Annotated in this window: 1 pseudogene; it reads left to right on the plus strand. The window is 68.2% G+C overall.

Features of this window, described 5'->3' with window-relative positions:
* A pseudogene (locus tag GT358_RS16410) lies at nt 1–233 on the plus strand (ATP-dependent Clp protease ATP-binding subunit); the annotation flags it as partial.

Raw genomic sequence — 233 nt, forward strand, 5'->3', positions numbered from 1 at the left:
CAGGCGATCATGATCCTGCGCGGCCTGCGCGACACCTTCGAGGCGCATCACAAGGTCACGATCACCGACGAGGCCATCGTGGCGGCGGCGGAACTGTCCGACCGCTACATCCAGGGCCGCTTCCTGCCCGACAAGGCGATCGACCTGATCGACCAGGCCGCCGCGCGGGTGAAGCTGTCGGCCACCGCCCGCCCTGTCGAGGTGCAGGAACTCGAGGCCGAGATGCACCAGCT

This window comes from Rubellimicrobium sp. CFH 75288 (genome assembly GCF_009904055.1).
Classification (GTDB): domain Bacteria; phylum Pseudomonadota; class Alphaproteobacteria; order Rhodobacterales; family Rhodobacteraceae; genus Rubellimicrobium.